Here is a 23,869-nt window from a genome sequence, read left to right on the forward strand (position 1 = left end):
TATGACGCTTTTGCTAAAAACACTCACTCAATACCAATTACGTATTAATCAACAATTAATCCAATACATTGACTTACAAAATCCTCTTTGCTTAGCTTTAAATCAAGCAATGCATCATGGTGTATTATTAGGTGGAAAACGCATCCGTCCTTTTTTGGTCTATGTGGTTGGTGATATGCTCGGTAGCCAATTAACAACACTCGATCCACTTGCTTGTGCAGTGGAATGCCTGCACGCCTACTCTTTAATTCATGACGATTTACCCGCAATGGATGATGATGCTTTACGCAGAGGACAAGCAACATGCCATATAAAATTTGGTGAAGCACAAGCAATTTTAGCCGGTGATGCATTACAAACATTAGCCTTTGATATTTTATCTCAAGAAAATAAAGCATTAAATACCAAAACACAGCTACAAATGCTGAATATTCTTGCTAAAGCCTCTGGAAATCAAGGTATGTGTGCTGGCCAAGCGTTAGATCTTGCAGCCGAAAATAAAAACATTGATTTAAAAACATTAGAAAAAATTCATCGAGCCAAAACAGGTGCATTAATTCAAGTTGCTATTGAACTCGCAGCATTAAGTAAAACAGATTTAAAAACTGAGCATAAAAAACACTTACTGACCTATGCGCGTGCCATTGGTCTAGCTTTTCAAGTGCAAGACGACATTTTAGATATTACCTCGGATAGCCAAACATTAGGAAAACCACAAGGCTCAGATCTCATTGCCAACAAATCAACTTATCCAGCATTATTAGGTCTTGCCCAAGCACAACAAAAAATGCAACTTCTTTATGAAGAAGCGATCATAGCCTTAGACAAATTACCTTATAACACGCAAATTCTCGCGCAATTTGCTCTGTATATAATTAGTCGAAAAAACTAGCTCTATACTTTATTTTTGAGTCGCAACAATCGATATTTCAACAAGTAACGATTCGCGTGCCATACTTGCCATCACGCATGCACGTGCCGGTGCAAAACCTTGTGGGACCCAGTTGTCCCACACATTATTCATACCTTCAAAATCTTGCATACTTTTAATGTAAATAGTCGCAGATAATATATGCTCACGAGAACTACCTGCCTGCTCTAGTAAAACATCTACTTTATCAAGCATGCTTTGTGTTTGCTCAGTGATCCCTTTTGTTGCATCAGCACAAACTTGCCCACATAAATAAATTACACCATTATGTTTAACGATACGGCTCATACGTTGCTTGGTTTCCATTCTTTCGATTGTCATTTGTTTACTCTTTATCTTTAAATTCAATTTACCCGATAATAACATGCCAACCGAGTTATGTTCTAACATATAATATGATGTGCGAACAAAAAACAAACAGAGATAGCCCAGTAATGCGTCTTTTCACTAACAAATCATTCACAAACTGAAAAAAGACATAAAAATAACAATACAGAACATATTTGTCGCCCAACTCAGAGCAAATTTTATATAATTTATGCCCACTTAATGCTAATATTTACAGGTATCGTTTATCCTCTTACGAGTTTTTTATTCTTCTTTAACCGCGACTAATACTTATGCCTTTGGATTTAAAAAATTACCCTCTTCTTGCTAACATTAATTATCCGGAAGATTTACGCCTATTAAAAAAACAACAACTGCCTAAATTATGTGATGAATTGCGCCAGTTTTTACTTAATAGTGTCAGTCAAAGTAGTGGTCATTTTGCTTCTGGTTTAGGTGTGGTTGAACTCACTGTTGCGTTACACTACGTTTATAACACCCCTTTTGACCATCTTATTTTTGATGTTGGTCACCAAGCTTACCCGCATAAAATTTTAACGGGCAGACGCAATAGAATGGCAAGTATTCGAACATTTAAAGGCTTACACCCCTTCCCTTGGCGCCAAGAAAGTGAGTATGACACCCTAAGTGTCGGTCACTCTTCAACCTCCATTGGGGCGGCACTCGGGATGGCAATTGCCGCAGAAAAAGAACAACAAGGCCGAAAAGTGGTTGCCGTTATTGGCGATGGTGCTATTACAGCGGGTATGGCTTTTGAAGCAATGAACCATGCAGGAGCATTACATAATGATATGTTGGTGATTCTGAATGATAATGAAATGTCCATTTCTGAAAATGTAGGCGCCCTTAACAATCATCTTGCCAAAATATTATCGGGTGATCTCTATACTCATTTACGTGAAAGAAGTAAAAAAATGCTCTCTAATATTCCGCCTATTAAAGAGTTTGCTAAACGCACAGAAGAACATCTCAAAGGCTTAGTTTCTCCCTCTACCATTTTTGAAGAGTTTGGCTTTAATTATATAGGTCCTGTTGATGGGCATAATGTCATTGACCTTGTGGACACTCTGCATAATATGCGCAACCGTTCGGGACCGCAATTTTTACATATTATGACAAAAAAAGGGAAAGGCTATAAACAAGCAGAATTAGATCCCATTGGCTACCATGCGGTGCCAAAATTTATGCCCGAACAAGGGATCCTTAACCCCAGCAAGAGTTCTCCGACTTTTTCGGCGATTTTTGGTGACTGGTTAAATGATATGGCAGACATCGATCCTAAATTAACAGCGATAACTCCAGCGATGCGCGAAGGTTCCGGAATGGTAAAGTTTTCTCAACGCCATCCTGATAAATACTATGATGTTGCTATTGCAGAGCAACACGCTGTCACCCTAGCGGGAGGCATGTCCATTGCCGGCTTACACCCTGTCGTTGCCATCTATTCTAGTTTTTTGCAACGAGCATTTGATCAAGTTATCCATGATGTTGCCATCCAAGAGCAAGGTGTGCTTTTTGCCATCGATAGAGCCGGTATTGTAGGTGCCGATGGACCAACTCACCAAGGTGCATACGACCTCACTTTCCTACGTTGTATCCCAAATTTAGTGATAATGACACCTTCCGATGAACAAGAATGTCGAGATATGCTGTACACGGGCCACCTATTAAAAGGTAAACCTGCGGCGGTACGTTATCCTCGAGGAATTGGTACTGGCTTAACCATTAACAAAAAAATGAAAGCATTTAATATCGGTGAGGCAAGAGTGATTAGAGAAGGTAAAAAACTGGCTATTTTATGTTTTGGTACTTTTTTACAACAAGCTATTCCCGTTGCCGAAGAAATGGACGCCACTCTAATCGATATGCGTTTTGTAAAACCCTTAGATGAAGCCTTATTATTGCGTTTAAGCAAAACCCATGAACATTTTGTAAGCATTGAAGAAAATTGTATTATTGGTGGAGCAGGCTCGGCCGTGAATGAATTCTTTATGGCACAAAAAATAAAACTAAATGTGCTCAATCTAGGTTTACCCGATTATTTTGTAGAGCAAGGCACACAGCAAGAGATATACCAGCTACTTGGTCTTGATAGTGCAGGTATAAAACGTCAAATCAACGCTTATTTTTAAGTCTTAAATCCTGCCAATACGGAATAACATTAATAGAAAATATGTTTTTAAATGCATATTTTTTATCTACCCCCCAGCGTTCATCCACTGAAAAGAGAACGATTATACGTTGCTCTTGCAATAATTTATTAAAGAAATCACTTCTATTAAGTATCTTTTGCTCTGTATACAATGGCTCTAAATAAGGCGTTAGAGGACTATTTAAAAATAAACTTTTATATATGTTTTTAGGATCCCTTAAACTTGTTTGCCATGCAGATAACGTTAAATCATATTTATCCATCGTTTCAAGCCACTCTTCTTCAGAGCTAATTTGACTAATTAACAAATTAATACCAATACTTTTAAACATGTTTTTTAATGCTTGTAATACATCACTATGATCTACTTTTTCATTTTTAAAGCTAAGTAAAGTTAACTGTTTAGGCATCTTTATTTGTAACAATAGTTTTTGTGCTTTTTGCACATTATATTCATTACCTTTATTGATACTTCTCGCGGTTAATAATGGTTTTTCTTCTCCAAAACCTTGAACAATATTAGTAAGCATACCTTTCTGATTTATCGTTAATGATATGATTTTACGCACCAACTTTTCTTGTAAAAAAGAAGTATGTTGCGCACTTAAAGATAGATACAAAGCCCGTGATGAACGAATAGTGACGAGTTTTTTGTTTTTTTCCATTTGTATACTTTTTATCTGTTTTTTTAATACTGCATAGCTCATATCGACATCGCCAAAGAATAACGCATAAATGCGTGCTCTTTGCGATTTTATTTTCAAAAATTGAAGATCAAGACTTCCTGCTTTTACGTCCCAATAATTTTTATTACGTATAATGTTTAACGCTAAGTTAGCATTAAATGTTTTTAATTTATAAGGCCCAGTTCCAGAAATAATAGGTGTCAATGCAGTAATGTGCGAGATCTCAGGGAAAGGTGGTTTTCTTTTTTGTAAATGCTGATAAAACTTTTTATCTACCACAAAAAAATTAGTTAAATAATCTAATAATTCAGCAACGCTTAATGTACTGTCAATATCAAAGCTATACGCATCTACCCGCGTTATTTTTGTTATTTCTAAAATAAACAATTTAAATTTACTCTTCTGTTTTATTTGCCTATAGCTCCAAATAACATCATCACTGGTGAGTAAGTTTCCTGAATGAAAATAGATATTCTTTTTTAAATAAAAGCGTACAACAGTTGGCTTTATTTGTTGCCAACCTTTTAATAAACGTTTCTCTAATTTACCATCAGCTCCCCACCGTACTAAAGGATCAAAAAAAAGATGCGCGTAAGAGAGTGATAATGGCGAAGTTGCATATGGATATATATTTTGAGGCAAATATGGCACCGCTATGATAGCTCTGTTTTGGCTAGCACAGCTCAGCTCTTGATGCACACCACACAAGAGAATAAAACAAAGAAAAAGAGATGATTTCGCCAATATATGCTTCCTTTTAAGTGACGATAAACATTATCAATTGCAAACAACCCGCGGCAAATAAGCCCGCAACAATATCATCAATCATAATGCCGAAACCACCTTGAACATTTTTATCTAACCAGCTAATTGGGTACGGTTTTAGTATGTCAAAAAAACGAAATAAAACAAAACCAACGAATGCCCATTGCAAACTAAAAGGTACCATAAACATCGTGATCCAATAACCGATGAATTCATCCCAAACAATACATTTATGATCATGTACACCCATATCATGGCTGGTCACATGACAAAACCAAAAACCTAATAAACTGCCGATAATAAGCATTATAAAATAGGCTTCAACACTTAAAAATGATAATAAATAATAAAGAGGCACGGCAAGTAACGTCCCCATTGTTCCCGGAGCTTTGGGAAATAATCCACTCCCAAAGCCCACCGCACAAAAATGCAGAGGGTTACTTAATTTAAGACCTTTTAAATCCATACGTTGCATAATATTAATAACTACCTGTTTTAAAATGATCCCAACCACTGAGATTTAGTGAGTATGCTTTTTGATGTTTTCTTAATTGTATTTTTTCCGCCTCTGGAGCGATAATAGAGCCCACAACAGTAAGTTTTAACTCTGGTATAGCTTCTTGTACTCTCTTTAGCACGCCACGGGGCAGTGTGAATAACAATTCATAATCATCTCCTCCCATTAACGCATATTGCGTCGCCTGTGCAGTGTCGACATTACCTAATGCAATTTCTCGGTGTAACGCATCAGAAAGAGGCAATTTATCAATATCTATTTGTGCAGAACAATCTGACGCGTTTAATATATGTGTTAAGTCCTGTGTCAATCCATCTGATATATCGATACAACTGTGCGCACTACCTCGTAATAAAAGACCTAACTTTACACGTGGATCGGTTAATTCAAGCTTATCCACAAATGCTTGTGCATTGGCCAGATATAATTTTCCATTCGACAATTGATAAGCCAAACCTAGCGCGCCATCGCCCAACATTCCAGACACACAAACAACATCTCCAACCTGTGCATTGCGACGCAGTAATGCGCTACCCCTCGGTACTATTCCCTGCACCGAGACAGTAATTGAAAGAGGCCCTTTTGTGGTATCTCCTCCAATTAAAGTAACATTATATTGTTTTGCTAAATCAAAAAAACCTTGTGAAAACTGTGCTAACCAAAGCATATTGACATCGGGAATGGTTAACGCCAATGAAATCCATTTCGGCTCAGCACCCATCGCACTTAAATCACTTAAATTAACGGCTAATGATTTATAGCCTAAACGATACGGATCAACATCTTCAAAAAAATGAATGCCAGACACTAAGGTATCCGTACTTATCAATAATTGATAGCCATCCGGAACATCAATAATTGCACAATCGTCACCAATACCCAAAACGACCGAGCTATCTTGTTTATCGGGTTCCTTACAAAAATATTTTTTGATTAAATCAAATTCACTGAGACTCATTTGCGTTTCAAACTTAACGTGCGCGTATTCGCTTTAGACTTGATGTTTTTAGTATTGATAAATGTTTTTTTAGGCGCATGCTGAGTCGAGTTTAATGTACGAGATTTTGTTACACTAACGGGCGTTGTTTCTTGTGCGGTTTTTGATGAGTGTGACACAGCTTGATTTATTGCCAGCATTTCTGCTGCCGTTAAATTACGCCATTGACCGGGCTTTAATTTATCTAATGTCACTTGCATAATACGCGTTCGTTTTAATTTTTGAACTTCATAGCCTAAATACTCACACATTCTACGGATCTGACGATTTAAACCTTGTGTTAAAATAATAGAAAAAACAAACCGACTCTTAACTTTAACAATACAAGGTTTCGTAATAGTGTCTAGAATCGGCACTCCACGTTGCATACGCTCAACAAAACGCTCACTCAGCGGTTTATCTACCGTGACGACATATTCTTTATCATGTGCATTTTCAGCACGTAATATTTTATTGACTATATCCCCATCACTGGTTAAAAAAATCAAACCTTCCGACGGTTTATCTAAACGACCAATAGGAAAAATACGTTTTGTATGTCTAATTGCATCTATAATATTACCTCGCACATCACGCTCAGTCGTACAAGTAATACCAATTGGTTTATTGTACGCTATATAAATACGATCGGATTTATTCTCAGCAACTGCATTGATAACCCTATCATCCACCAGCACAATGTCACCAGATTGAACTTTTGTGCCTAATTCAGGGATCGCACCATTAATTTTAACTCGACGTTTTTCAATTAATTTATCCGCTTCTCGGCGCGAACAAAACCCAGAATCACTAATATATTTATTCAGACGTTTGCCACTACTTACATTCACAATAGATTCTCACTTTTTCTCTCATTTATTACCGCACTATTATACTCATGTTACTTCAAGGTGCAAAATCAGTAACGAAAATTAATGTGATTTATCTTCACCTATTACTTCTCTTTTACAAGTTCATTTTTTACACGGATGTTTATTTTAGACAATAAATGTTTTTTATTTAAACATTAAATAAGCCGTTTTATAGCAATGATATTTATATAGTAATTAAAATAATTCATCAGGTTAAGCTTTGTCGCTTTTTCAAATACCCAAAACAAGGTAAACTTCTTTTAAATTCCCTTTGGTACAAAGTAGAGATATGTCTAAAATACAAATAATTATAGGATTAAGCGATCCTAAAAGCGCCTCTAATGTTGGTGCGACTCTGCGGGCTGCGGGTTGCTATGGCGTAGATAAAGTCATCTATACCGGAAAACGCTATGATCGAGCGGTCAAATTAAATACTGATACAAAAAAAATAAAAAGTCGTATTCCTCTTATTGCGGTCAACGACTTATTAGAAAATAAAAATGCAGATACCAAAATAATTTGTGTCGATTTAATTGAAGGTGCAATGCCTTTACCTAATTTTAAGCACCCGAACAATGCACTGTATTTATTTGGCCCTGAAGATGGCACTCTCAGTCAACATCTAATCGATAAGGCTGATGCGGTTGTCTATATTCCCACGCAAGGTTGTATGAATCTGGCTGCGACTATCAATGTTGTACTTTATGATCGCCTTGCTAAATCTACGCAACATATAACCGATAACCAACTTATTAGAGCAAGCCGAGATAATAATAATAGAGTAAAAATAAAGCATAAAAAATAAAGAACTAAACATCCGTGCCAACCTAAAATGTAAAATACTTTCAGCAACCATTGATGCGTAACAATAAGAACCGATATTTTCATAAAAAACACTGGATTATTGCGTTTTTCAATAGGTATAATGAAATCAGAACTCAGTATAAGTAAGTGTTTTTTATAGCCAATATGTGCTACTAATTATATCCTTAATACTGGATGAACTTCACTCTTTACTTAAAAGGTATATTTAATGGGCAACGTGCTTGAATTGGTGAAAAATACTCGCCGTAAAAATAAATTACAACGTGAAATGCTTACGAACGAAAAAAAAATACGTGACAATCGAAAACGCGTAGTATTACTTAATAATTTGATTGAATATATCACCCCAACAATGACCCATGAAGATATCACTCTGATCATTAAAAACATGCTTTCTGACTACGAAGATCGTGTTGATGATCACATCATTAAAGGTGCGGAGCTATCTAAAGAACGCCGTGAAATCAATAAACAAATTAGTAGCTTTAAACTACAAAAATAAAGACATATAAAGGGAGGCACCCTCCCTTTATATTTTATATAGGCTCTTATTTGGAATCGATTAACATACGTAACCATGAGGTTCATTTATGGACGCTCAATCCACAACACATACTAGATAGCACCCATTTATGGTCGTTACTCTCTCCTGACGAACGTAAAAAAGTAAATCGTTATCGTTTACCTCAAGCACAAAACATAGCATTGCTTACTCGTGCTTTTATTCGTTTAATTCTATCTCAATATGAAACACAATCCGCATCTCAATGGGTATTTAGTATCAGCCCATTAGGTAAACCCGAAGTCACCAATACAAAGCACCCCTTACGTTTTAATCTCAGTCATAATAATAACTTAATTATTTGTGCCATTACTTTAATTAATGATATCGGTTGCGATATTGAAAATTTGGAACGTAAAATTAACGCAAAAAGTATTACTCAACGTTATTTCTCGACTTATGAACAACAGCAACTTAATACACTGCCACAAAACCAACAAAATGCTTTTTTCTTTAAGTTATGGACATTAAAAGAAGCCTTTGTTAAAGCAACAGGTCAGGGGCTCGCCCAAGGGCTTAACACCTTTAGCTTTGATTTATCGTCGTACACCGAGCAAGAAAAGCACATAAGTTTATCCTTTCATGCTCAATGTACAGAGAAAAAACCTCTACAGTGGCAAAGCCATTTATTTTATCCCGATGACCAACACTGTATCGCACTCTGCGTTAAATCTACTCACTCTCTTAATATAAAACATTTTAATCCCGTACAAAGCGCTGCTCTTTTTAAGTCTACATCGGCGGACATGTTTGTATAAAAAATTTATTTTGGCGCACCAGATCTAGAAAGCGCGATAAATTATTCAATTTTTTTAAGTTAATAAAATCGCTATAAATCCCCCAATCTAAAAAGCAGGCTAAACGCAACTTGCCATCGCTTAAACCTAAAGACATATCGAGATCAATCTCATTTAGTGCTTCTAACCCTGAAATGACTCGTGTTTTTTGTCGCTTAAGATATTGACTCTGTTCTGGCGTAATATTATCCATTTTTTTCATTACATATAGATTCACACATGCATCCATAATGGTATTAGTCATATTGAAAAGTTCAAAATCACGAAGATCAGGCATAAATGGAGATCCTGATTTTTCATGTAAATATTTCAAAATTGAACTGGAATCCGTTAACGTTAAGTCACCATCCATCAATAGAGGCATTTTTTTAATCGGGGATATTTGCCCAATATGTATCATATCGGTTTCAATAAATTGATAAGGGAATGCGCTTTGCAATAAGACAATGCGACAATGTCGAACAAAAGGAGAAGTTAAATTACCATAAATTTTCATCATACGCTTTCTTCTTCTAAATATAAAAAAGATATAATACCAAATAAATTAACCCTCCACCAAAAATCTATTCGACAAAATTTAACAGAGATCATACACTGCCAGTTTAATTCCTTTAGACAAGAAGATATTATGTCACTGCTCAGTAAAATCCGGTGTGCCTTCACACTGGGTCAAGGCCTATTACTCGAAAATAAAGCATTAATAGAATCCACCAATCCTTTTGATTTTTTTAGCATCTGGCTAAAAGAAGCAGAAAAAAGTGGAATTATCCTACCGGAATCAATGTCTGTTTCGAGTGTCAGTGCAGAAGGTAGACCTTCATCTAGAATGGTTTTATTAAAAGAAGTTGACAATAAAGGCTTTGTTTTTTTTACAAATTATAATAGTCGCAAAGCATATGAACTAGAAGGCAATACTTATGCGGCACTACTCTTCCACTGGAATATGCTACAACGCCAAGTACGCATAGAAGGGAAAATTGAACGCATCAGCCAACAGGCATCCGCGGAGTATTTTCATAGTCGTAGCCGAGGGAGTCAAATAGGGGCATGGGCATCGGAACAAAGTCAACCATTAAGCAATCGTCAACATTTAATCGATCGCGTCCATTATTTTGAAAAGAAATTTAAAGATCAAGAGATCCCCTTACCAGAGTTTTGGGGAGGATACCGCGTTATCCCCGATATGATCGAATTTTGGCAAGGTAAAGCAGATAGACTTCATGATCGTTTTATCTATCAGCCTAAATCTCAAAAATGGGAAATTAGCCGTTTAAATCCTTAAATCACTCAATTTTAAAATAAGATCTATAAGCGCGTATTCATAGATCTTATTTTTTATCTCATAGCCAGCCATGTTGCTCAAACATATCTGCTAATTTGTCTAACTCAAGCTCAGTATGCGCAGCCCAATTAAGCCCGTTTTCTAGCCCTCCAATTTGACGCATAAACCAATTATAAAAACAACGTTGCTCAAAAAGTCCATGTAAATAAGTACCATAAATATTATCTTCTGACCAACCAATACTCTTATCAATGAATGTTTTTACCTGTGCACCCGCATACGTTTTCCCATGATGTATTTCATAACCCATCAAGATTTCACCAGCATAATTGAATTGACGTTGTTGTGTTATTTTATCTTTTTCTAGCGTTGTTTTTAATGCAATTAATCCTAAACCTTGTTGAGAGCCCTTTTCCAAAAATAAAGGATCTAAGATACTTTCGCCTAATATTTGTAATCCGCCACAGATACCTAATATTATTTTCCCTGTTTTTTTGAACTGTATTATATTCTGATCTAAGCCGGTTGCACGAAGTGCCTGTAAACTCGCACCACTATTTTTACTTCCAGGTAAAATAAGCGCATCAAATAAACTTAAATCTCCATTTTGGTGAACGGGCACCAAATTTATATTATGCTGATAAAGCAATGGATCAAATTCATCTAAATTCGATGCATATGGATAATAGATAAGCGCAATATTAAGCATTCCTTTTTGATATTTACAACCTAAACGAAAACTATCTTCTTCTGCGAGTTGATGTCGATAATAGGGTATATTTGCAACGGTTGGTATACCGGTTTTTTCTTCTAGCCAAGCCATCGCGGAGTCCAATAATGCGGGATCCCCTCTAAATTTATTAAGCACAAAACCCTTAATTAATTTTTGTTCTGACTTCGATAAACATGCCCAAGTTCCCAATAAGTGAGCAAAAGATCCCCCTCTATCAATATCTGACACTAAATATACATCGGCATTACAATGTAATGCTACAGCCATATTAACAATATCACTTTCTCGTAAATTTATTTCAGCCGGGCTACCCGCCCCCTCAATGACTATTTGCTCATATTCATTTTGTAAACTATCTAAAGCCTTGGTAACTTCAGGCCATAAAAAAGGTTTGCGCGCAAGCCAAGGTAACTGTGCAATCTCATCATTAACTTTCCCATTGACAATTACTTGGCTGAAAGTATCGGCACTTGGCTTTAATAAAATAGGGTTCATTTTTATATTCGGTACGATTTTTGCCGCAATGGCCTGTAAATATTGCGCCCGCCCCATCTCTAAACCCTGCGTAGTGATCGCCGCATTATTACTCATATTCTGCGCTTTAAAAGGTGCGACTTTGACACCTCTATTCGCTAATAATCTACAAATTGCCGTCACTAATAAAGATTTGCCTGCATCACTTGTGCAACCGAGAATCATTATCGGTTTGTTTTTTTTCTGTTGCATATATTTCAAATTAAAGATAAAAAAAAGCACTGTTTATACAGTGCATTAAAAACACAGAAAACTAAGCGCGACGCTTAATAACTGCCTCAGATAAAGTTCTCAATAATATCTCTGTATCTTGCCATCCGATACAAGCATCGGTAATACTTTGTCCATATGTAAGCGTTTTACCTTCAAGCAGATCTTGGCGTCCTTCAACTAAATGACTTTCCACCATAACACCCGATATGATATTTTCACCCGATGCAATTTGTCCCGCTACATTCTCACAAACACGCATCTGATTTTTAAACTTTTTAGCCGCATTCGCATGACTAAAATCAATCATTAGCGTTTCTTTCAATGCACACTTTTGTAATTCGGTTTTAATATTGGCAACATGCTCTGCACTGTAATTAGGCTCTTTACCTCCACGCAAAATGATATGGCAGTCAGGGTTACCGGTTGTTTCTATAATGGCACTGTGCCCAAATTTATTCACCGACAAAAAATGATGTGATGCATGGGCGGCACCAATCGCATCAACCGCAACTTTAATACTGCCATCGGTCGCATTTTTAAAACCTACAGGACACGATAAACCAGAGGCTAATTCTCTATGTACTTGCGACTCTGTGGTGCGCGCACCAATGGCTCCCCAAGTCATTAGATCACCGATATATTGAGGTGTTATCATATCTAAAAATTCTGTCGCCGCGGGTAAATCCAGTGTATTAATATCCAATAATAATTTACGTGCAGTACGTAAACCTTTATTGATATTAAACGTACCGTTTAGTTCCGGATCATTGATTAAACCTTTCCATCCGACGGTCGTACGTGGTTTTTCAAAATAAACACGCATGACAATTTCTAACGTATCTTTATATTTTTTACGTAATGGAGCAAGTTTTTGCGCATACTCTAATGCTTCATTCGAATTATGAATGGAGCATGGACCTATGATCACCAGTAAACGATCATCTTGCGCATTCAAAATTTGACTGATTGCTTTACGAGAATTAGCGACGGTTTGACTAATAGCACTCGTATTCGGAAATTTTTCTAATAAAGCAATGGGAGGTAAAAGCTCTTTAATTGCTTTAATATGCGTGTCATCTGTATTTATCATATGTATTCTCATGCTAAATTTCTATTATTAATTCATTAACGCATTATAAGGTTCGATTATTACTATTTCACCTTGTAGTACATCACCTCTTTCTGCTTCAAGTACCATAAAACAATTGGATTGACTCATTGAGCTAAAAACACCCGATCCCTGACTGCCAGTTGTCTGCACAATCAATTGTCCCGCATCATCTATTTTATAAATAGCTCTTTGAAAGTCCGTTCGACCGGGTGACTTTTTAACAACATGACTACACTTTGCTTGTAACCGCAACACAGGTGCCACATCAAAGCCTGCAAGCGTCGCCATGATAGGAACCGCTAACTGGTATAAAGTTACCATAGCTGAAACCGGATTTCCTGGCAAGCCGAAAAAAACACTATGAGTTAATTTTCCAAAAGCAAAAGGTTTACCAGGTTTAATCGCTAATTTCCAAAAAACAATTGAGCCTATTTCAATCAATACCTCTTTAATAAAATCCGCATCTCCAACAGAGACACCTCCGCTTGTGATCACAACATCCGCTTGCTGATCAGCAAGAAGTAAAGCCTCACGAATAGCGACACGATCATCTTTAACAATACCAAAATCAATAATCTCAACATTTAAACGCGATAACAACGCAATAATACTATAACGATTGCTATCATATATTTCACCTTCCGATAATGTATGACCAATATTTTTAAGCTCATCCCCAGAAGAGAATACCGCTACTTTTAAAGGTCTAAAAACCGAAATATCAGCAAGACCTAAAGATGCCAATAAAGGAATATCACGAACACTTAATTTATGCCCTTTTTTTAAGACACATTGACCTTTACACATATCTTCTGCAGCTAAGCGTACATTATCACCCAACGTTGGCGTTTGTATGAAGGTTATTCGATCATCATGTCGGGTTATACGTTCTTGCATTACCACCGAATCCACATCTTTTGGCATCACAGCCCCGGTCATGATACGAATGCATTCCCCTGATTTAATTTTGCCGTGATAAGGCGCGCCTGCAAACGATTGCCCCACTAAGGTTAACGATACAGGGCTTTGCTTAGAAGCCTTCTTTAAATCACCTTTCAGTACAGCATAACCATCCATTGCAGAGTTATTAAAAGAAGGTACATTGAGTGGCGATAACACATCAGTGGCAAGGGCATAACCTAATGCTTGTGCTAACGGTAAATTTATTGCATGACACACATTGCTCACAGCGCTTTGCATTTTTGATAATGCTTGCTCTATCGGCATTAAGCTTTGATTTTTAGAACAGCCCATTTATTATTCTCACTTTGGTAGATAAATAGATATCCCATGGTACGACAAGTAACAAAATCAGCAACGTGACGGCACAGATCATTGATGGTAAAGCAATTGCAAAAATAATTACAGATAAAGTGGCACAAGGCGTCGCGCAACGCGTAGCTCAAGGCGCTCGTGTACCCGGCCTCGCGGTGATATTAGTCGGAGGGGATAGCGGTGTACAAGCGCGTAATAAGGGAATGCGTTGCGCGAAGCGTCCAACATTATAAGGATGGAAAGCATCAACATCCTTATGTGGATTAATGCGCTCTATTACCTGTGTTTCATCCAATCCCTTGGGCAAGGGAAATTGCACTAAGATACCATCAATACAAGGATCTTCATTTAATTTATCAATTAAATCTATCAATTCATCTTGTGTGGTGTTCAACGCAAGATCATAAGCTTTCGAAATGAACCCTACTTTATTACACATTTTACGTTTACTTGAAACATAAATTTTTGACGCGCTATCCCCTCCTACTAAAATAACAGCGAGCCCAGGGGCACGAGCGCCTCTTGCGAGCCGCTGTGCTACGCATAGTGCCACTTTATCTGTAATTATTGTTGCAATCGCTTTACCATCTATGATCTGTGCAGGCATAAATTAAATTTCTTTTGTTGGGAAAATTTACACTCTATTGTCGCAAAATGGATAAAAAAAGGGGCGGTTGTTTTTGATGTGGGTATTAACCGTTTAGATTCGGGTAAAATTACCGGTGATGTTGAGTTTGAAGAAGCAAAAACGCGTGCAGCTTGGATAACGCCTGTACCTGGTGGTGTTGGACCGATGACGGTTGCAACACTCATTGAAAATACACTTTTTGCTTGTAATGAATTTCATTCGAGCTAAGCATTGGCCATGCCCCCACCCGTTTAGGATGGCCTCATTAGGTGATATTTGTATTTTACATTTATCAAAATCGTCAACCTGCATAATGTATTTATCGACTCTTTGTATTGGGATATGATTGGCCCAAATAATTTGTCGTAATGTTGTATTCATTAATCGATGCAAAAGATCACGGTCTTGAATATCCTCAATTTTATGACGATGTGAGGCAAGGGCTGCAATATATGAAACTAACGCATCGCAACGATTGACTAAAGCATAAACTTCGCGGTTTAATTTTTGTTTGGAACTAGGTTCAAATAGCATACTTTGCCACGCACTGGTTAACGAGGCATCGGCTTGGAATATTTTTGTGCGGCTGATACGATAGGCTAAGTTTTCACTGCGCCCTTGTTGATATTGCAGACTGATTTTTTTAAAATAATGCTCACTGTGGTTGAGGACTTGTTGTACTAAAAAGGGAAAACGTAGGAACTGCCAATCTGGAAAAATAAAACTAATCGCAAGTACACTTAAAGCGCCTCCCAATAATGTTTCACCAATGCGTGCGGGTAAAATAGCTAAGCCATTACCCGTTAATAAAGTAAAAACAAACATCACGAAAAGAGTAATAAATACGACACCCAATGCATAATTAGTGCGTACATAGCTAAAGAAGAAAAAGGCACTAATAATCATTGCGATAATTTGTAATAAAATACTATTAAGGAAGAATAGCGCGGGATAACAGAGTAAAATTCCTATAAGTGTGCCGAGCGTACGCTGTATTAAACGTTTACGTGTTTCACTATAACTGGGTTGGCAGACAAATAGAACGGTGAGTAATAACCAAAAACCATGAGCTAAGTGTAAAACGTGCTGTAATGCGTAGGCTAAGAGTAAGCTAATACTGATACGTACAGCATGTCTAAAAACACTATTTCTAGGATGCATGGCACTTAAAATAAGTTGTAAATCAGTTGCATCTCTTACAACAAAAATTACAACACCATGACCAAGATCCTGAAGCAATGCATGCATTACAAGCTATTTATGACAATTTACAAGGCATTGATAACCTATTAATACAAATAAATCAGCCTGAATTTAGTGAAAATAGCATTGCACTTGAAGCCGATGAAAGCACGGGTGATCACAATAATTTTCAACTACTTTTAAAGGCAATGCACCCGCGTAATAGTCTTTTTAAACATGCACTGCGTATTAGCATTAGTTTAGTCTTAGCTTATACATTGCAACACCTTTTACACTTAGCTTATGGCTTTTGGTTATTACTTACCGTGCTTTTTGTGTGCCAACCCAGTTACAGTGAAACGCGCAAACGTTTAGTACAACGTACCATCGGTACTTTAATGGGGATATTACTCTGTTACCCTGCGATGTTTTTTCTAGATACTATCTTTTTACAGATTATCGCTATGATCATCAGTGCCTTTTTCTTCTTCAGCTATGTGCGCACCAATTATGCTCTAGGCGTTGTCTTTATTACCCTTTTCGTGATGTTTGTGTTTGCTTTATTAACCGGTAACGGGCTTGCCATCTTACCTGCTCGCATTGGTGAAACCCTATTAGGTTGCGTACTAAGCGCACTCACCATTAGCTTTATTTTTCCTGATTGGCAGTTCCAGCGTTTCCCCTCATTAGTACAACAGGTTCTGAGCCATAGTGAACGTTACTTTAAACAAATAAGTCATCAATATCAGTATGGACGCAGTGAAAACCTTAATTATCGCCTCACCCGTTGCAAAGTATTTGAAGCTGATGCGGCGCTGACCAGTGCTTGGCAAAGTATGCTTTTTGAGCCCAATTCAAAACAGAAGTTAACCCGAGAAGTCTACGCATTAGTCAATCGCTGTGACGCATTAGTCTCCTATATTGCAGCCCTTGCCTCGCATCGTCATAAAATTGATAGTTTTAAAGACAGTGCGTTATTACATGATTTAGTTAATACCACATTACAACAAATTACTTGGGCAAGTAATTCACAACTAAAAGACACAGATATAAACACTATCAGCATTGAAGAGTTTGACAGCTACAAGACAAAACTATCTAAAAATGAAGGGCTTATTGTTGAGCAATTACGTTTAATTGCATTTACGGCCTTAGATATAAAAATATTATTACAAAAAGTCGATTTTAATACCCAAAACACTTAGTTAAGTAAAGGAATACCCATGCATATCATACGTTCTTTATTTTTCCTTTTACCCTTTTTGTTTTTTACTATCAATACCCATGCAGATATATCATCACGGATAATCGGTGGTATAGAGGCCAATAATAACGACTGGCCTTTTATGATATTGATGAAATCTAAAAATGACTCAACTTATAACCTCTGTGGCGCATCACTCATCGCTAAGCAGTGGGTGCTTACCGCTGCACATTGCATTTTCAATAATAAGAAAGAAAAACGTCCTCTGAACACTATTTCACTATTTATTGGTGAATATGACTTAAATAATTCTAATGTTATCGGCATTTCACCGATTGAGATTTATACGCATCCAGACTACGACAGCCAGACATTTAAAAATGATATTGCCCTCTTAAAATTACCCAAGCCCGTTAACTCAGAACATCTATTACTCAGGGCCAATATAGCCAGAACTGAACAAGCCCTCCACAATGGTGAGTTTGTCACAGTCATTGGCTGGGGATCAACTATACCTTATGCTTATGGTGAAGACGTGACACCACAAATATCTACCGTGCTTAGAGAGGTTGAATTAAATCTGTTATCTGATAACGCATGCGCCTCTGTGATAGGTAAAGATGTAACGGCTTATAAGCTCTGCGCAAGCGCAACTAACAAAGATTCGTGCCAAGGTGACAGCGGTGGTCCATTAATGATATCTACTAAAATCGGCTGGCAACAAATTGGAGTCGTCAGCTCTGGTAGAGGTTGTGCGGAGGCTAACTTCCCGGGGATTTATACACGAGTAGCGATATATCAAGATTGGATAGATAAGCATGTAAAGTATGCGAACGCGAGTTCTGATCTCACCTTTACTGATGTTATCATTGGAGAGATACAACAAAAAAACATTCGTATTTATAATAACAGTTTCGATAAAGCTTATTTTACCTATGTAATAAGTGGCGATACTAACCAACTTAAGATTGATACCGAGCAATGTAATATTATTGATGCACAACAATCTTGCCTATTAAAGGTCACTTATACTCCAACAGATTTACAGAAAGTGGTCGCACAAATAAGAATAAATTCAAACATTCCCCAAAGTAAAATGCTTATTGTGCACATATCAGCACAAGCAAAAACAATATTATTTAGCAGCGCGCTAGGTCTTTTTACTTGGTATTTATTCCCTCTATTCTTAATACGCTTATATACACGTAACCTGCATAAATCAAAATCAAAAGCGTTAAATAAGGCTGATAAATAAAGAATCAACAATATAAGGTTTTGTGCACAAACTCACAAAGTGTTATTGTGCGCTCTTGTTATTTATTTGTCATAGGAATAAGACTGTGTGCCAACTCTCGTTCAATCAATTAGCCCTAAATAGTGCGCTTTTACATAATTTACAATCTCTTAATTATACCCAGATGACTGAGATACAAGCGCAAAGCTTACCTCCGATTTTAGCCGGTAAAGATGTGATTGCTCAAGGTAAAACAGGCTCAGGTAAAACCGCAGCCTTTGCATTAGGGTTATTACAAAAACTCAATGTAAAACGTTTTCGTATTCAATCTTTAATTCTTTGCCCTACGCGCGAACTCGCAGATCAAGTAAGTACAGAGATACGTCGTTTAGCACGTGGTATCCATAATATAAAAGTATTAACTCTATGTGGTGGCGTCCCTTTTGGACCACAAATTGGCTCTCTTGAACATGGTGCACATATCATTGTAGGTACTCCTGGACGCATCCAAGATCACTTGCGTAAGCAAACATTAAACTTAGATAATGTGACCACTCTTGTTCTAGATGAAGCAGACCGTATGCTGGATATGGGATTTGTCGACGCCATTGAAGATATTATTGAGCAAACACCTAAATCACGCCAAACATTGCTATTTAGTGCCACCTTTCCATCTCAAATACAGAATATTAGCCAGCATATTTTAAACGAGCCTATTTTTATCAAAGTCGATGCGATGCATGATAACAACACAATCAGCCAATATTTCTACAAAATAAGTAATAATGAACAGCGTATGATCGCACTACGTCTATTATTACTGCAATATCAACCAACCTCATCGGTAGTATTTTGTAATACAAAACGAGAAGTGCAAGAGGTTGCTGATGAATTAAATAATCGTGGATTTAGTGCCTTAGCATTGCATGGCGATTTAGATCAAAAAGATCGCGATCAAGCTTTGATCCGTTTTGCAAACCATAGTTGCTGCATTTTAGTTGCGACCGATGTCGCTGCACGAGGCTTGGACATTGAAAATTTAAGCGCTGTTTTTAACTATAATTTAGCCCATGATCAAGAAGTCCATGTCCACCGCATTGGCCGAACGGGTCGAGCTGGCAGTAAAGGAATGGCTTTCTCTTTTTATAGTACAAAAGATGAACATAGAATTCATTTACTTGAAGATATACTTGAACGTAATATACAAGCACAAGACTTACCTGATGCATCTGTATTAGAACGACAACCTTTGCAATCATTGATGATAACTTTACGCATTGAGGGCGGTAAAAAACAAAAAATTCGCCCTGGTGACATTGTCGGAGCATTAACAGGAGACGATGGTATTAGCGGTGATGAAGTTGGGAAAATTCAAATATCTCCAAATTGGGCTTATGTTGCAGTGCAACGCCAATGCATTAAAAAAGCCTTTAGCAAACTCAGTACCGGATTGTTAAAAGGGCGTAAATATCGCGTTATGGTCGTTCGAGGCTAGTACCTCTAATTAAAACATCCAAACATCGCTCAATCGGACAAATTAAACGTTAAATTACCACCTCCATTTGTAACAGAATGTAACAAATACCCCCCTTATGTAAGTAAATGTAACTTTACCTACAATGTGATCCACACATTGTAGGTTTTACCCCGCTATATATATACTCAACGCAACTTAACTGTAGAATTTAATAACGAGCTGGAGAATAATAATGAATATATTTGGAAATTTACAAAAAGTTGGGAAGTCGTTGATGCTTCCTGTCTCAGTACTGCCGATAGCAGGGATTTTACTCGGAATTGGGTCTGCTAAATTTTCTGTTTTTCCTGAAGTTATTTCACAGATTATGGCTCAGGCTGGCGGTGCTATCTTTGATAATATGGCACTTATTTTTGCGATTGGTGTTGCTTTAGGCTTTACTAAAAATGATGGCGTTGCAGGTCTTGCTTCGGTTGTGGGTTACGTTATCATGACAAAAACGATTACAGTCTTAGCGCCAGGTGCAGATACTGGTGTATTAGGGGGTATCATTTCTGGTGGTATCGCGGCTGCAATGTTTAACCGCTTTTATAATATATCATTGCCTGATTACTTAGGTTTTTTTGCAGGTAAACGCGCAGTGCCCATTATGACCGGCTTTATGGCTATCATTGCAGGTACAGTCCTTGCGTTTGTTTGGCCTCCTATTGGAAGCTTAATTTCAACTTTCTCCGATTGGGCTGCAAATCAAAATCCAGTACTTGCTTTTGGTATTTACGGCATAGTCGAACGCTCATTAATTCCATTTGGCTTACATCATATATGGAATGTACCTTTCTTCTTTGAAGCCGGAACTTGTGTTAACAATTCAGGTAAAGAATTACACGGAATTTTGACCTGTTACCTCTCAGCTGATGATGTAAGCCGCGCTGCAGGCAATGGTTTTGGCCAATTAGCCGGTGGTTTCATGTTTAAAATGTTTGGTTTACCCGCTGCCGCTATTGCTATTTGGCACAGTGCAAAACCAGAAAATCGTGCAAAAGTAGGTGGTATCATGATTTCGGCTGCATTAACCTCGTTCTTAACGGGTATTACAGAGCCGATTGAATTCTCCTTCATGTTTGTTGCACCGATTTTATACTTCATTCATGCTCTTTTAGCTGGCTCTGCATACGTAGTAACTAACTTCCTAGGTATGGTTCACGGTACGTCTTTCTCGCATGGTTTAATCGACTTCATCGTTCTTTCAACTCATGCATCTAGTCTTTGGTTATTCATTGCTATCGGCATGGTTTATGCTGTCATTTATTACGTCTTATTCCGTGTTCTTATTACTAAATTAGACCTTAAAACACCTGGTCGTGAAGATGAAGAGTTAGCAGAAATTGCAGTAGTTAATAACGAAGAAATGGCTTCTTTATTAATAGAAGCATTTGGTGGGAAAGCAAACATTGAAAACTTAGATGCCTGTATTACTCGCTTACGTGTTTCTGTGCGTGATATCGAACTTTTAAATAAAGATGGCCTGAAAAAATTAGGCGCCGCAGGCGTTATGATTTCTGGTAATGCTGTGCAAGCTATCTTCGGGACTAAATCTGATAACTTAAAAACAGATATGGAAGCATTCATGTCTCGTTAATATCGATAAATATCAAGTAATCTGATATTTATTTATAAAAGGTATTTCTTCTCCTTAGTACAAGGACGAGAAATACCTTTTTAATATTTGAACTGATTTTCCTTCCACTTTAATTCAGCTCCAAAACAAATGTAAGCACATCAAACCCTTGATTATACTAAATTAAAATCTTATCGCCTTTATCCTTCCTGTTTAAATAACCCTACCCACATAGCCTGCTATTTTTAATGGAAACCTTTGATGAGCGGAGACTGTTGCGAAGTGCGATGTAAGGTAATAAATTGGATAACTAACATAACAAATCAACACAGACAACGACAATCGTACACAGTTAATATTACCTAATTGACTCAGTATGGCGCCTCGTGTAGTAACCTAATTAAAAAGTATATAATAGTAGCAATATTTATCAGCTACATGACAAGTACGCGGTATCCATTATCACGTGTTATTAGATTTAATAATCAAAAACTAAAGATACTTATTCGTATATAGCCCGATTAAAACCTATCATTCGAACATAAATAACAATTATCAAACAAGCCTATAATAATGAATATTGGACTGGACTTCCCCTAGTTTACTAGACACTTAACAAGTTACATTGTAACTTTAAACAAGAGGTGTTTATGAGCGTTGAGATATATAATTACACTTCTAATTTACACCGCATAGATATTGTATTAATACGTCGACTTAATTAACCGTTTGTAATGCTAAGTAAAGATGCTGAGTAACTTGTAATGCCGTTGCTTTAGGATCATTAAAAAAATCACTAATAATATCGGCAACTAAGTTTTGAACTGCGCTAGTTGTTGCAATGTTTTGAGTAAACGAAGGGACTAAAATGCCTGATTTAAAGTCTTGATAAGATTTTTGTGCGCAAACATCAAACGAGCGTATATCTATATCCATACGCACAGGAATAGAGCCTTTTTTTAGGCTAAATTCTTTTTGAAACTTTTTAGAAAGTAACAGCTTAATAAACGTTTTCTGATCATTTAAATTATCACTTGCATTAGACGCATTAAACATCACAAAACTATCAACGTTGTAACTATAATAACCTTTACTTTCAGGTACATCAACACAAAGATAATCCTGCAGAGGCACTTTTCCTTCCGTTTGAAGCATGCCTTTAGCCCAATCACCCATAAATTGCATTGCTGCTTTATTATCAATAAGTAATTGTGTTGCTTGAGACCAATTTTTACCCATAAAATTTACATCAATATACTGATGCATACGTTTATACTGTTTGAATAGCGAGATCATTTCTGCCGAAAGCAAGATATTTTTATCGTGCTCGATAAATGCTTGTTTGTATTTTTCAGGACCTAACAAAGAGAGAGCCATCGATTCAAAAAGTAATACATCCTGCCAAGCCGTTCCACCATGCGCCAGCACAGTATAACCAGCGGCTTTTATTTTATCTGCCACGCTAAAAAAAGCGCTCCATGTTTTTGGGGGATTCAGATTTAACTCAGTAAATATTTTTTTATTTAGCCATAACCAATTAACACGATGTATATCGATAGGTACCGCCATATATTTTCCACGATAACTAATTGTTTTTTGTGCAACTGTCGGTAAGAAATTAGACCATTTATCAGTGTTCACAACCTCATCAATACTTTTAAGCATACCCACTGTTGCCCATGTCTTAATATCTGGACCTTTAATCTGCGCAACATCCGGAGGATTTCCAGCTAAAGCACGCATCTGTAAAACACGCATAGCACTGTTCCCACCCTCCCCTTGTATCGAAAAACTTTTCCATTTTACGCCCTGCTTAGCCAAAGCTTTTTGCAATAATTTTTGAGCGTCTATCTCTCCTGGCGCCGTCCACCAATGTAGGACTTCAAGAGCCTGACTCTGTGTATAAAAGGCTAATAACAGTATCAATAATATCGTTTTTTTAAACAT

General features: G+C 37.1%; 20 protein-coding genes and 3 pseudogenes. 11 read left to right on the plus strand and 12 right to left on the minus strand.

The features are described from left to right. Window position 1 precedes the first annotated feature (1 nt). Window positions 2-892 (plus strand): (2E,6E)-farnesyl diphosphate synthase, encoded by an 891-nt coding sequence (ispA, locus tag B8W84_RS04610; RefSeq protein ID WP_094752122.1) that lies wholly within the window; start codon window positions 2-4, stop codon window positions 890-892. Between the two features lie 9 nt (window positions 893-901). On the opposite strand, the gene B8W84_RS04615 is transcribed toward ispA, so the two are convergent. Continuing rightward, window positions 902-1,252: a RidA family protein gene (locus B8W84_RS04615; protein ID WP_094752123.1), complete on the minus strand. Its 351-nt coding sequence runs from the start codon at window positions 1,250-1,252 to the stop codon at window positions 902-904. A gap of 299 nt (window positions 1,253-1,551) precedes the next feature. Between B8W84_RS04615 and dxs the strand changes: the two genes are divergently transcribed. After that, window positions 1,552-3,411: a 1-deoxy-D-xylulose-5-phosphate synthase gene (dxs, locus tag B8W84_RS04620; RefSeq protein ID WP_094752124.1), complete on the plus strand. Its 1,860-nt coding sequence runs from the start codon at window positions 1,552-1,554 to the stop codon at window positions 3,409-3,411. Here dxs and B8W84_RS04625 read toward each other — a convergent pair. The 4 genes from B8W84_RS04625 to rluF are packed head-to-tail and all read right to left on the minus strand — an operon-like array spanning window position 3,395 to window position 7,226. Next, window positions 3,395-4,861, minus strand: coding sequence for an ABC transporter substrate-binding protein (locus tag B8W84_RS04625; protein WP_180706028.1), 1,467 nt, complete (start codon window positions 4,859-4,861; stop codon window positions 3,395-3,397). The two genes, dxs and B8W84_RS04625, sit on opposite strands and share 17 nt — an antisense overlap. 13 nt (window positions 4,862-4,874) lie before the next feature. Then, a complete protein-coding gene (locus tag B8W84_RS04630; RefSeq protein ID WP_094752742.1) occupies window positions 4,875-5,357 on the minus strand; it encodes a phosphatidylglycerophosphatase A family protein in 483 nt (160 codons plus the stop codon). A 4-nt stretch (window positions 5,358-5,361) separates the two neighbouring features. Further along, window positions 5,362-6,357 (minus strand): thiamine-phosphate kinase, encoded by a 996-nt coding sequence (thiL, locus tag B8W84_RS04635; protein WP_094752126.1) that lies wholly within the window; start codon window positions 6,355-6,357, stop codon window positions 5,362-5,364. Next, on the minus strand, window positions 6,354-7,226 hold the full coding sequence (gene rluF, locus B8W84_RS04640; protein WP_094752127.1) for a 23S rRNA pseudouridine(2604) synthase RluF: 873 nt from the start codon (window positions 7,224-7,226) through the stop codon (window positions 6,354-6,356). Before rluF ends, thiL begins: the two co-directional genes overlap by 4 nt. 310 nt (window positions 7,227-7,536) lie before the next feature. Here rluF and B8W84_RS04645 point away from each other — a divergent pair, with 310 nt between their 5' ends. From B8W84_RS04645 to B8W84_RS04655, 3 genes are all read left to right on the plus strand, one after another. Beyond that, window positions 7,537-8,052, plus strand: coding sequence for an RNA methyltransferase (locus tag B8W84_RS04645; RefSeq protein ID WP_094752128.1), 516 nt, complete (start codon window positions 7,537-7,539; stop codon window positions 8,050-8,052). 228 nt (window positions 8,053-8,280) lie between these two features. Then, on the plus strand, window positions 8,281-8,574 hold the full coding sequence (locus B8W84_RS04650) for a DUF496 family protein (RefSeq protein WP_094752129.1): 294 nt from the start codon (window positions 8,281-8,283) through the stop codon (window positions 8,572-8,574). A gap of 50 nt (window positions 8,575-8,624) precedes the next feature. Beyond that, window positions 8,625-9,392 (plus strand): 4'-phosphopantetheinyl transferase family protein, encoded by a 768-nt coding sequence (locus tag B8W84_RS04655; RefSeq protein WP_094752130.1) that lies wholly within the window; start codon window positions 8,625-8,627, stop codon window positions 9,390-9,392. Here the strand turns inward: B8W84_RS04655 and B8W84_RS04660 are convergent. After that, window positions 9,367-9,930, minus strand: a complete 564-nt coding sequence (locus B8W84_RS04660; RefSeq protein WP_257797911.1) for a glutathione S-transferase family protein — start codon at window positions 9,928-9,930, stop codon at window positions 9,367-9,369. The genes B8W84_RS04655 and B8W84_RS04660 overlap by 26 nt on opposite strands. A 129-nt stretch (window positions 9,931-10,059) precedes the next feature. On the opposite strand from B8W84_RS04660, the gene pdxH reads away from it, so the two are divergent. Further along, a complete protein-coding gene (pdxH, locus tag B8W84_RS04665) occupies window positions 10,060-10,713 on the plus strand; it encodes a pyridoxamine 5'-phosphate oxidase (RefSeq protein ID WP_094752132.1) in 654 nt (217 codons plus the stop codon). Between the two features lie 58 nt (window positions 10,714-10,771). Here the strand turns inward: pdxH and B8W84_RS04670 are convergent, their stop codons facing one another. The 4 genes and pseudogenes from B8W84_RS04670 to B8W84_RS04690 all read right to left on the minus strand — a co-directional run. Next, window positions 10,772-12,172: a cobyric acid synthase gene (locus B8W84_RS04670; protein ID WP_257797912.1), complete on the minus strand. Its 1,401-nt coding sequence runs from the start codon at window positions 12,170-12,172 to the stop codon at window positions 10,772-10,774. Window positions 12,173-12,233: 61 nt separating this feature from the next. Next, on the minus strand, window positions 12,234-13,283 hold the full coding sequence (gene aroG / locus B8W84_RS04675) for a 3-deoxy-7-phosphoheptulonate synthase AroG (RefSeq protein WP_094752133.1): 1,050 nt from the start codon (window positions 13,281-13,283) through the stop codon (window positions 12,234-12,236). Window positions 13,284-13,310: 27 nt separating this feature from the next. Further along, window positions 13,311-14,558 carry a molybdopterin molybdotransferase MoeA gene (gene moeA / locus B8W84_RS04680; protein WP_094752134.1) on the minus strand — a complete coding sequence of 416 codons (1,248 nt, stop codon included), beginning with the start codon at window positions 14,556-14,558 and terminating at the stop codon, window positions 13,311-13,313. A 199-nt stretch (window positions 14,559-14,757) separates the two neighbouring features. Next, window positions 14,758-15,186: pseudogene (locus B8W84_RS04690) on the minus strand (tetrahydrofolate dehydrogenase/cyclohydrolase catalytic domain-containing protein); the annotation flags it as partial. A gap of 36 nt (window positions 15,187-15,222) precedes the next feature. Here B8W84_RS04690 and B8W84_RS04695 point away from each other — a divergent pair. Next, a pseudogene (locus B8W84_RS04695) lies at window positions 15,223-15,435 on the plus strand (bifunctional methylenetetrahydrofolate dehydrogenase/methenyltetrahydrofolate cyclohydrolase); the annotation flags it as partial. Window positions 15,436-15,999: 564 nt separating this feature from the next. Here the strand turns inward: B8W84_RS04695 and B8W84_RS08130 are convergent. Beyond that, window positions 16,000-16,455, minus strand: a pseudogene (locus tag B8W84_RS08130) (FUSC family protein); the annotation flags it as partial. Here B8W84_RS08130 and B8W84_RS04705 point away from each other — a divergent pair. From B8W84_RS04705 to ptsG, 4 genes are all read left to right on the plus strand, one after another. After that, window positions 16,446-17,594, plus strand: coding sequence for an FUSC family protein (locus tag B8W84_RS04705; RefSeq protein ID WP_257797913.1), 1,149 nt, complete (start codon window positions 16,446-16,448; stop codon window positions 17,592-17,594). The pseudogene B8W84_RS08130 and the gene B8W84_RS04705 overlap by 10 nt on opposite strands. Window positions 17,595-17,612: 18 nt before the next feature. Further along, on the plus strand, window positions 17,613-18,848 hold the full coding sequence (locus B8W84_RS04710; protein WP_094752135.1) for a trypsin-like serine protease: 1,236 nt from the start codon (window positions 17,613-17,615) through the stop codon (window positions 18,846-18,848). An 85-nt stretch (window positions 18,849-18,933) separates the two neighbouring features. Then, a complete protein-coding gene (dbpA, locus tag B8W84_RS04715; RefSeq protein ID WP_094752136.1) occupies window positions 18,934-20,322 on the plus strand; it encodes an ATP-dependent RNA helicase DbpA in 1,389 nt (462 codons plus the stop codon). Window positions 20,323-20,536: 214 nt separating this feature from the next. After that, window positions 20,537-21,943, plus strand: a complete 1,407-nt coding sequence (gene ptsG, locus B8W84_RS04720) for a PTS glucose transporter subunit IIBC (protein ID WP_094752137.1) — start codon at window positions 20,537-20,539, stop codon at window positions 21,941-21,943. A gap of 696 nt (window positions 21,944-22,639) precedes the next feature. Here ptsG and B8W84_RS04725 read toward each other — a convergent pair. Continuing rightward, entirely contained in the window at window positions 22,640-23,869 is a 1,230-nt protein-coding gene (locus tag B8W84_RS04725) for an ABC transporter substrate-binding protein (RefSeq protein ID WP_094752138.1), read from the minus strand.

Origin of the sequence: Psychromonas sp. CD1 (assembly GCF_002239585.1) — a bacterium.
GTDB lineage: Bacteria > Pseudomonadota > Gammaproteobacteria > Enterobacterales > Psychromonadaceae > Psychromonas.